Below are 10,537 nucleotides of genomic sequence, written 5' to 3'. Positions count from 1 at the left end.
AGGCTTTAGCAGAAAAACAAAACCAAGTAAATAAGGTGGTAGACAGCAATAACAACCTGGATGACAATCAAAAAGCGACGATAAAAGCAAAAGTAGCTGAAGCAACAGCGGCAGCAATGGATGCAGTAAATGATGCAGCAAACACAAACGAAATAAACGCAGCTAAAAACCTAGGAGAAAACAAGGCAGACGCCCTAAAAGACCTAGTAGACAAGCAAGGACAAGCAAATGCGGAAATAGACGCTAATACAAACGTAAGCCAAGCAGACAGAAACAAAGCCAAAGCAAAAGTAGCTGAAGCAACAGCAGCTGCAATGGATTCAGTAAATGATGCAGCAAACACAAACGAAATAAACGCAGCTAAAAACCTAGGAGAAAACAAGGCAGACGCCCTAAAAGACCTAGTAGACAAACAAGGACAAGCAAATAAAGCAATAGATGGCAGTCAACACGTAGACGGTGCAGACAAAAACTTAGCTAAACAAGCCATAGCAGCGGCAACAACAGCAGCAATGGATGCAGTAAATGCAGCAACAAACACAAACGAAATAAACGTAGCAAAAGCAACAGGAACAAGTAAGATAGCTGCAATAGAGGCTTTAGCAGAAAAACAAAACGAAGTAAATAAGGCGGTAGACGGCAATGGTTTATTAAATGCTGATCAAAAAGATCTAATAAAAACTAAAGTGTTTGCGGCTGTAAGCTATGCAATGAGCGACATAAACAAAGTAGATGAAATAGAAGAAATAGAGAAATCGAAAACTGCAGGTATGTCAAAAGTTGAACTAGAAAAAGCCAAAGCAGATGCAATAAGTGAAATAGAAGCAGAAAAAGCCAAAGCCCACCAAGACATAGACAAGAACACTAGCCTAACTCCTGATCAAAAAGACGCAGCAAAAGACAAGATAACAAAAGCAGCCAAAGAAGCAGAAGATAGCATCAACGGAGCAGCGAGTATAGAAGAAGTTAGGGCCGAACTAAATAAAGCTAAAGAAAAAGTTGAACTAGCCAAAAAAGAAGAAGAAGCCAAGGCGGCAGGAGAAAACGTAGCTAAAGCAATAAACAAGGCAGGTCTACTTGGCAATCCAGGACTAGGAGAACCTGAATTTAACATAGGAGCTGCAGCCCAACCTGAAGAAGAAGCAAATAACTTAGAACTTAAACCAGAAAATAACAATGCAAACCAAGCAAACGCCCAAGAAATAAAAGAAGGCAAGCTTGAAACAAATATTGACAATCTAGGATATGCTTCTACAGAAGAAAAAGAAGCTAAAAAACTTACTAAAGCAGAGCATAAAGGAAAACATGCAAGTAAGAAACTAACAAAAACAGGAGAGGCAGAGAAAAATACAGTAGTTTATTCAACTACAGCCCTAGGATTAGCCTTAATGCTTGCAGCATTAAGAAGAAGAATTGACAAAGAGTCAAAATAAAGTCTAGGAGAGCTAGGATTTAATAGGGTCATAAAATAATAAAATAATTATGACCACAAATAAAAATAAGAAGCCAATATATTGGCTTCTTATTTGCTATTTAGGCAAAAATTTTATTAAATTAAATATAAGTTTTTATAGAAAATATGAATTTTTATTTATTCTCCTCTTGCATTTTTCTTGCTTAATTCTTATTTTTTTAATAATTATTAGCTAATAATAGGACTAGATATAAGTTATCTAAACTTGGACATGTTAATTAATGTTTATAATATTATTTTTCATTAATATTTGACTAATATGTATTACTCTATTTTTATTATATAAAATAGTTATATTTTATTAGAAAGATAAGAAAGTTTTTTAAAAGAACTTATGAAAATTCAGTTAAAAAACAGCTTTAGTAAAAACCAAAGCTGTTTTTTATTTTATTTTAATTTTCTTCTTAAAGCATAAGCTCCTGCTAGCATAGATAAAACTAATAGGGGATAAGTTGAATTTTCTATACCTGTTTTAGTTAGTTTTTTACTTATTTTACTTATTTGTCTTCCTTGCCTGTTAGAAGTATTATTATCAGATAAATTTGAATTATCAGCCATATTTAAATTATTAGATAAGTTTGAATTAGCAGTTGGATCTAATTTACCCTCATTATTAACAGTACTATTATTTGCATATACTAAGGCGTACTTAGATAAGTGGTTGGTAGTGAAAGTTATAGTATCCTTATCTTGACTTGTAATAACTTTTTCTTCTAATTCTCCATTATCTCCTACATAGTAAACTTTTTCTATAGTTTTACCTTGTTTTTTAGGTGCTGTTATATTAATCTCGCCTAAAACATTTATTTTTGAATTGTTGTCTTTATTTTGAATTTCTATATCGTATAAATCATATTCCATATCAGAAATTTTTTCTATTTTTTCATCTAATTTTTTAACATGTAGTTTAGAATTTTTTGGTATTTTGTCCCCCCTAATAGTTACATTATTTACTTCATCTTTTATTGTTATGCCGTCTTCTTTTTCAAGATTTTCTTGTTCAACATTATATTTTTTAAAGTAGAATATAGGGAGTGCATCCTGATAACCTATTTCCTGATTTATAGATGCCATTACTGGCACAAAAACATTTATTCTAGTTTTTAATTTTCCATCAGCCTCAATATCATTTTTATCAAGAGGATAGCTAATTACTTTTGGATAAGCATTTCTACTTGGGAATGCCTTTTTATATATATCAATAAAGTTATCTATTTCATTTTCTGAGTAGTAGCTTAATATTGTTCCCTGCTTTTTACTTCCATTTTTATCATAGTAATAAAGATTTCCTAGGTAGCCTTGCTGTCCTGCAAATCTAAGTGGAGTAAATGTTAGCTCAACATGATACTCTCCATTTTTCACTACCAACTTAGCAGGTTTATTAACCGCTCCATTGGCCATAGATATTTTATCAGGAGAATAGTAGTTGAAGATAGTAAAATCTAAATTATATTCTCCGTCTGGAAGATTTTTAAAGTCAGATGTATAAATATTATTACTACTTGCTTCAGGCTCATAAGTATTGTTAATTAGTCTTGATATGTTGTAAATATCAATATCTGAAGTAGTATTTTTTTCTATTTGAGTTTTGATAACAAGTCTTGCTTGGGGTTTGGCTCCTCCCATGCCGTCATTACCTAGACGAACTACATATTTTTGTTTTGCATCCTTTTCTAATTCAATAATTAGTTTTTTGTCAAATAGGGCTGGCTTACCATTTAGCCCAGTATCTTCAAATTTACCTAGACTATACACATTTAATTCTTCTTCATCTAGTTTATCTTTAAAGATATCTAAATCAGTAAGATGGGCACGTATATTAAAAATAGTCATCGTTTTTAAGTTTACTTCTAAATATGTTTTATCTGGAGCAAAGATTAAACGAGCATTTTTATTGTCAAAGACCCCGCTAGCCATAGATTCTACTCCTGGGCGTGAGTAGTTTTCTATCATGTAGTCAATATCTTGTGTTTTATATTTGTATTCTAAATTGCTTAATTCCTCGTCTAAATTATATAATAGTTCCTGTAATTTTTCATTATTATCTAAGTTGTTATTGATTTCTGATTTTAAGGCTAATAATTTATTATATTTTTCTTGTGTTAATAATTTTTTTAAGATATCCTGGTCAAGTATTTCATTATTTGTAGCTATTTTTCTTTTTAAAAAGATGGTATTAGATTTGGCATTTTCAAGATTTTTTATTGCTCTGTCTATGTTTTGACCAGCTTTTATTAGATTGTATAATTTTATAAATTTTCTATTAAGTAGATTTTCTGCTTTTTCAATTTCTTGATTTAGTCTTATTCTTTCTTTGGAAATACTAGCACTTTCTAAAATTTGTTTAGCTTCTTCAACGCGTTTAGTTAATTTTTCTTTTTCTTTATCTAGGAGTTGCTTATTGTTAGCAGTAGCTATAATATATATGCCTTCTTGCTGGTTTACACTAAAGGAAAACTTAGTACTTGTTACTACTGTCGGAACAAGATTTAAGCTGCCATCTTCAGAATTATATAGATAAACTTGCTTATTAACATCTGAACTATAATTAGAAATATCTACTTTAAGCAGTGGATTTTTATCCTCTAACCAACCTCTTGGATAATCTGGTGTGTAAGGTTTCCCATCTTTTAGTAAAGAAATTTTTGTATAAGTAACATCATTTAAGGCAAGTTGAGCGATCTTGTCTTTTAGCTTCTCTTTTAAATAATCAGCTTTTTCACTTTGTACACTCACTTCATTAGTAAGAACATAGTTGACGTCAGATGATAACTTAGCATCAAAAGTCTTATCTGCTATATTTAATTTAAAAGGAATTTCATCTATGTAATGTTTAGAAAAAGGAAAGGTATAAGTTTGTGTATCTGATACTGGATTACCTTTAGCATTAAAGGCTTTTACTTTTAATGTTACATCTCCGCCATTTTCACTGAAATTTTTTATATCAGCAAGAGGCTCAATGAATATTCTATATAGACTAGATGGAAGAGTTAAATCGGAACTTTGTGAACGCAAATCAGCACTTGAAGAAGAATTTGTTGGTTCGCTACCGTCTAATGTATATTTTAAATATCTTATATCTGTATTTTGAATGTCTGGTCTTTCAAAATTTAATTCTAAAGAAAATCTACCGTCGGCTAATTTGAATTTTGTTCCTTGCTCAGCTGTATAGGGAGAAAAAAGTCTATCACCTTTTTTATAGTCAAATGGTAATTTTTTTTCTGAAAAATCTTTTTCAAAAGCTCCGAATTGACTTGCTCTTAAAAGTTTTGGACTATTATTTTTTGTACTTGCTAAGCTAGTGTCGCCATTTATATTTACTATGGCATATGTAACTTGTGTAGTTCCTGTATAGGCATTTAGTTGTGTTTCTCCAAAAATGTATATTGGCTTATCTTCATTAATAGGGATAGCAAGCTCTGATACTTTATAATGGTCGCCACTTTCTATAATTTTAGATGTCAATTTAGTCCTATTTTGACTGCCATCATAGTTATACCAAACATTCATTAGGCCGTTATCGTAAATATGGTTTACTCCCCATTTTTGCTGGCTATAGTATGTCAGGATTAATTCTTTTTTTCCATTATTTTTTTTGATTTTTCCTATTTTTTCAATAGCTCTCCTAGTAGCTGTTTTAAGAGGGGACTCATCACTTATTTTTAATGATACAAACTTTTCATTTTCACTACTTCGGCTAGCTGTATTAGCTTTATTTATAGCAAGATTAGAAAAATCAAAGTCAATAAGGGCGTCTTGCTCTCCATATTTGCCCATAACAGGCACATAAACGCCTATTTTACTGGTTAATTTTCCATCGGATTTTATAGCTGTTTTATCAATAGGAAATTCAAATTCTTTTGGATAGCCACTTCTATTTTGATACTTTTTTTTGTATTCATCAAAACCTGAATCTTTTTCTTCTGGTGAATAAAATGTTAGGGCACTTGCAGGACTTTTTTTATTTGCTGTATCGTAATAGAATAAATCGCCCAAGTATCCTTTTAGATTACTCACTTCTATAGGTTGAAATTTAATTTTAACCTTGTATTGTCCCTTGCTAACCGTTAATTTTGCTGGTTTTATCATAGCGTCATCAGCCATTGATAGCTGGTTAGAATTACTGGCATTTTTAACTGAGAATGTTAAATCATACTCTCCGTCTTTTAGTGTCTTATAATCTTTTACAAGACTTGAACTTTCTGTTGCGTAGGCAGTATTATATTTGGCTATCTGTGCTGAATAAAGACCAGTAGAAAATAACAAGGCACTAGCGAGGCTTAAAGATATTATTTTATGTTTTTTCATTATAAACTCCTTAAATTTATTTTTATTTTATAATAGAAATTTGAACTGAAAGTACTATTGAGAATAAGTCTCAATGTTTATTTTATCAAAAATGCAAATCTTGTTCAATTATTTTTTATTAAATTACCAACTAATTACAGCTTTTTCTTTTTCTGAAATATTAATTTCTAGTCCGTATAATTCGGATAAGAAATTTTCATCGTAAAAATTACTAGCCTTATCATTTTTTATAACTTTTCCATCTGCTATGGCTATGATATTATCACTATATTTCAAAGCTTGGTTTACATCATGCAGAACCATTACTATCGTTTTTTCATATTCTTTATTAAGTTTTTTTATGAGTTTCATTATTTCTTTTTGATATTTTATATCTAAGTAACTGGTTGGTTCATCTAGTAAAAGTATTTCTGTATCCTGAGCAAGTGCCATGGCTATAAAGACACGCTGTATTTGCCCGCCTGATAAATTTTCTACTAATTCATCTTTTAAATCTATTAAGTCAGTAGCTATCAAAGCCCTATTAATTTTTTCTAAATCAATTTTTGTGTTTTGGCTAAAAATATTTTTTTTGTGGGTCAGTCTACCATAACTTACAGTTTCATATACACTTAGTTGACTGGGTGCTATATTTTTTTGAAAGACAAGAGAAATTTTTTTTGCCAGTTCTTTTCTAGAAAAATCTTTAATATTTTTTTTATCAATTAATATTTGACCGGTAAAATTATTTTTACTTGCTGCAATTATTTCTAGCAAGGTACTTTTGCCACAAGCATTTCTTCCGATTATACTTGTTATTTTATTTTTTTCTATTTCTGTGGAAATATTTTTTAGAATACTTTTATTTTTTTTATAGGAGAAAGAAAGATTTTTAATTTCTATAATATTATTCATATTTCCCTCCTGTTTTTATTAAAATTAAAAAGCATGGTCCACCGACTACCAACATTAATATATCAGCTGGGATTTCTATGGGATTAAATATGCTACGTCCCAGAGTATCAAAACCTAAAAATATTAAAGCACCCACCAAGGCAGAAAAGGGTAGGGAATATATGTGATTTTTTCCGACGATTATTTTGGCAATGTGGGGAGCGATTAAAGATAAAAATGCTAGGACACCGACCACACTTGTTGCAATGGAAGCTAAAATTACAGCAAGTAGTGATATAGTAAATCTTAGTAGGTTTATATTAAGGCCAAGAGAGGCAATAACCTTATCATCTAAAAAGAAAATATTACAAACTTTTGCTAATAATAGGGCTATTACTATTGTTATTGGTATCCATATTAGTAGGAGTTTTACATCTTCCCAACTTTTAATACCTAAACTTGCTCTTGCTAGAGACTTGCTTGTGTTTTCTAAAAAACTTAAACTTGTTAAAAGTCCTGTAAAAAATGAACTTATGGCAATACCTATAAGTATAATACTAACATTATTTTTTATATTTCTAGCAAAAGCAAATATAAGTAGATAACCAACAATTCCACCGACAATTGCAAAAAATGATTTATATATTATGGCACTCGGACTTACTAAAAGCCCCAGATATAAAATAAGATTTGCACCGCCAGAAACGCCGACTAAGCTCGGGTCTATTAGGGGATTTTTTAAAGTCGTTTGTAGGAGTAAACCACTAACTGCCAAGGCTGCACCTACTAAGATAGCAATTATTATTCTAGGAAATCGCAAGTCTAATATGGCTAGAGTGCTGTTACTTGTCTTATTAAATATTAAATTAAAAATTTCTAAAGGACTAGCTTTTATATTACCAGTATTTATGGCTATAAAAATTGTTATAACCAATAATATTGTTGTGCTAACAAAAGCAAGACTTATTTTTTTGTTCATTGTGTTTTTCCTATTTATAGAATATTTTTTCTAAATCTTCTAAAGCGTCTGTATAATCAAAAGAAGCCGTCATACCAAAAATTTTTGAATTTAAGTCTATTACCTTATTATTTTTAACTGCGTAAAAATGTTGCCAAGCTGAATTATTTTTAAATTCTTCTTCAAACATTTGGTTTACAACTTCTGGTATGGCGTGGGCAGTTCTTAATATGTAATCTGGATTTTTTCCTAGAATATATTCTAAATTTACTTGTTCAAATTCTTTGTCGCTTGTGATAATATTTTCAGCCCCAGCTAGTTCTATTAAATTTCCCACATAAGAATTTTTTGTCGCAACAATATAAGAAGCAGGTAGCCCCATTAATACTAAAACTTTCGGTTTAGTTTTATTACTTATTTTTTTATTATATTCTATAAAAAATTTTTCTTTCTCTTCTTTTAAGATATTATATTTTTCTAGTTTCTTAAATTCTGTTGCTAATTCTTTTGTTACGGAGTAAAGACTGTCAACACTTCGTAAGTTGACATACTTGTGAGGTATTTTATGCTTTTCAAGTCCTTCGTCTAGCCAATCTTTCAAGCTATCAGGTGAATATAAGATGGTAGGATTAATTGTTTTGACAACTTCCATATTAGGATTCATTGCTATTCCTATTTGGTATATATGCTTATATCTTTCTGGCATTTTTCCTAGTCTTGTTGTTGGTACTCCAGCAAGTTTTATATCTAGTTTTGCCGCTATATTGGCCAGGGCAACAGAATTCATTATAATTTTTTTGCCTTGTTCTTCTTCTGATTTTTTACCACTATTAATTCCTTTTAGGTCTATACTTTCTTCAAAGGCTTTGTCAGCCGCATCTTTTTGCATAGCTTGATTATTTGTTTTATTGGAACATGATGTCAGGATTAAGCTAAAAATTATTAGTAGATAAATAAAAATATTTTTTTTCATTATTCTTTACCTATATTTTTCTTTTTACTTCTTAAAACATAAGCAAGTAGTAAAATAATAATTGCAAAAACACCTACGACTATATAGTAGATATTATTATTTTTTTCTTCGATAGCTTTCATTCCATCTACGCCACCTTTTTGAATAGTATCCGGATTTACTTCAACAAAGAAGCGAACAGGTCTGTTCATAGGTTCAACAAACATTTGCACCATTGCAGAAAAATTTTCTCTTGGCACTTCAAATGTGTAGTCGGCATAACTATCCTTGTATTGTTCAATGTGTGAACTTGTTTCTTTGGATTCTACTAACTTGTATTCGCCATTTTCCTGTAATACTTTAATAAAGGGTCCTTGTTCTTTATTGCGAGTTACCCAGTTTATTAAATGTATTCTTACGGTTGCGTATAATTTTCCGTCTTTTGTACGTTGTAGTTGGGCTTTTGACCAACGTTTTTCGCCTCCCGATTTTTGATTTTTTATGGCTTCTTCTAAATTTCCTGAATTATTATTTATGGGAGAAATAACTCCTTGGCTCATTCCCTGACCAATTTCTATATTCTTAGTTCCACCATCAGCAGTTACTCCAGTTAAGGGATTTAGGTATTGAGCAGTAATGTCAATCTTATAAAGTCCAACTTCTTTTGTTTTTACATCATTTTTGAAAAAGTCTGCCACTTGTTTTTTAGTAAATTCTGTTTTTGTTTCTTCTTTTTGTTTTTCTTCATCACTAGCTTTTTCTTCATCACTAGCTTTTTTTTCATCATCAGATTTTTCTTCTTGGCTAGTTTGATTTTTTTCTTCTACTGTATTTTCTACTATTTTATTTTCTCCACTATTTTTTTCTACGACTTTTGTTTCTTCATAGCTAGCTTCTTCTTCAGAACCTGATATTAAACTTGCCGCCTTCCAGTTAAATTTTAAAATTGCTTTTTGTGATGCGTCCCCTCCAATGATTTCATTCATAGCGTCGACACTGACCGAAACTCCGATTTTATCTTCTTTTTGTGCAGATCTGTAAAATTGTAGCAGGGCAGGGAAGGTGCTGACACCGCCACTCAAGTCTGTATCTTGATAGCTGCTTATAACACTAGCTTGACTTAAGCCACCAGCAAATAAAGGCCCTGAATAAACTGACATGCTTAAGAGATGACCCTTCAAATTCATAAAGTGCATTGGTATAAATTCTACAGTGTAGATTGAACCCTTGGCATTTTCTTCTACCTGGGCTATACTTGCAAGAGCATTGTTGCCCATGGATAATCTTCCTGAATTTTCAGCATGCCAAAGTTGCACAGGAACTTGGTAAATTTTTGAACTTGCACTAACTTTTTTTTCTGCTTGAAAGTTGAATAAATTTATTAGCAATAAGACTACTATTATTAATTTTAAATAAATATTTTTTTTCATTTGCCCTCCATATTAATTGATAATAATTTTCACTTATTAATTTTATTATAATACAAAATATATTAAATTGAAATAGTTTTCTAAAAAAGAAAAAATAATTCCTTATTGCTAAAGAATTATTTTTTCTTTTTCTTGAGATATATAATATTAAATAGAATAAAAATAAAAATTGTTAGAAAGTATATTAGATAGAATAGGAAAAATATGTGGATAACAAGAAATAATTTTTGAGAAAAATTTATAAAAAAGTAGTGGCTAATTAAAAATAATATGTATAATAAGCTAACTACAATAATTTTTTTCTTAAATGTTTTTGCAAATTCTTTGAATTTTTTTATTTTTTCTTTGGGATTTATTTCAAAATTTTCTTGCATAATATTTTCTCCGATTTTATTTTCAGCTGAATTATAGCAGAGAAAAAATATTTTTTCAAATTTAATTAAGTAAAAGTGAGTAATTATATTAATTTTCTGTTAAATTTAACTTTTGAAATAGCTAGTTTTTATTTTTTTTGTTATAATAAATACTGAATAAGTATGATT

6 protein-coding genes are annotated in these 10,537 nt (G+C 30.1%); 1 reads left to right on the top strand and 5 read right to left on the bottom strand.

Features of this window, described 5'->3' with window-relative positions; genetic code table 11:
* Positions 1-35: 35 nt before the first annotated feature.
* Positions 36-1,433: a DUF1542 domain-containing protein gene (locus KMP11_RS06265; protein ID WP_216279755.1), complete on the top strand. Its 1,398-nt coding sequence runs from the start codon at positions 36-38 to the stop codon at positions 1,431-1,433.
* Between the two features lie 428 nt (positions 1,434-1,861).
* On the opposite strand, the gene KMP11_RS06260 is transcribed toward KMP11_RS06265, so the two are convergent.
* The 5 genes from KMP11_RS06260 to KMP11_RS06240 all read right to left on the bottom strand — a co-directional run bounded on the left by KMP11_RS06260 (position 1,862) and on the right by KMP11_RS06240 (position 9,995).
* Positions 1,862-5,782, bottom strand: a complete 3,921-nt coding sequence (locus tag KMP11_RS06260) for an NEAT domain-containing protein (protein ID WP_216279754.1) — start codon at positions 5,780-5,782, stop codon at positions 1,862-1,864.
* Positions 5,783-5,905: 123 nt separating this feature from the next.
* A complete protein-coding gene (locus KMP11_RS06255) occupies positions 5,906-6,676 on the bottom strand; it encodes an ABC transporter ATP-binding protein (protein WP_216279753.1) in 771 nt (256 codons plus the stop codon).
* A complete protein-coding gene (locus tag KMP11_RS06250) occupies positions 6,669-7,634 on the bottom strand; it encodes a FecCD family ABC transporter permease (protein WP_216279752.1) in 966 nt (321 codons plus the stop codon). Before KMP11_RS06250 ends, KMP11_RS06255 begins: the two co-directional genes overlap by 8 nt.
* A 10-nt stretch (positions 7,635-7,644) precedes the next feature.
* Entirely contained in the window at positions 7,645-8,586 is a 942-nt protein-coding gene (gene isdE, locus KMP11_RS06245; RefSeq protein WP_216279751.1) for a heme ABC transporter substrate-binding protein IsdE, read from the bottom strand.
* Positions 8,586-9,995, bottom strand: a complete 1,410-nt coding sequence (locus KMP11_RS06240) for a heme-binding Shp domain-containing protein (protein WP_216279750.1) — start codon at positions 9,993-9,995, stop codon at positions 8,586-8,588. The genes isdE and KMP11_RS06240 overlap by 1 nt, the downstream gene beginning before the upstream one ends.
* Positions 9,996-10,537: the final 542 nt, after the last annotated feature.

Origin of the sequence: Gemella sp. zg-570 (assembly GCF_018866345.1) — a bacterium.
In the GTDB taxonomy this organism is placed as follows: Bacteria; Bacillota; Bacilli; order Staphylococcales; family Gemellaceae; genus Gemelliphila.
The sequence above is the reverse complement of the archived record's forward strand: the minus strand, read 5'-3'. Positions and strand labels throughout refer to the sequence as shown.

Coding starts and splice junctions, on each gene's coding strand:
- KMP11_RS06260 (WP_216279754.1), bottom strand. CDS start 5,782: ATGAAAAAACATAAAATAATATCTTTAAGCCTCGCTAGTGCCTTGTTA.
- KMP11_RS06255 (WP_216279753.1), bottom strand. CDS start 6,676: ATGAATAATATTATAGAAATTAAAAATCTTTCTTTCTCCTATAAAAAA.
- KMP11_RS06250 (WP_216279752.1), bottom strand. CDS start 7,634: ATGAACAAAAAAATAAGTCTTGCTTTTGTTAGCACAACAATATTATTG.
- isdE (WP_216279751.1), bottom strand. CDS start 8,586: ATGAAAAAAAATATTTTTATTTATCTACTAATAATTTTTAGCTTAATC.
- KMP11_RS06240 (WP_216279750.1), bottom strand. CDS start 9,995: ATGAAAAAAAATATTTATTTAAAATTAATAATAGTAGTCTTATTGCTA.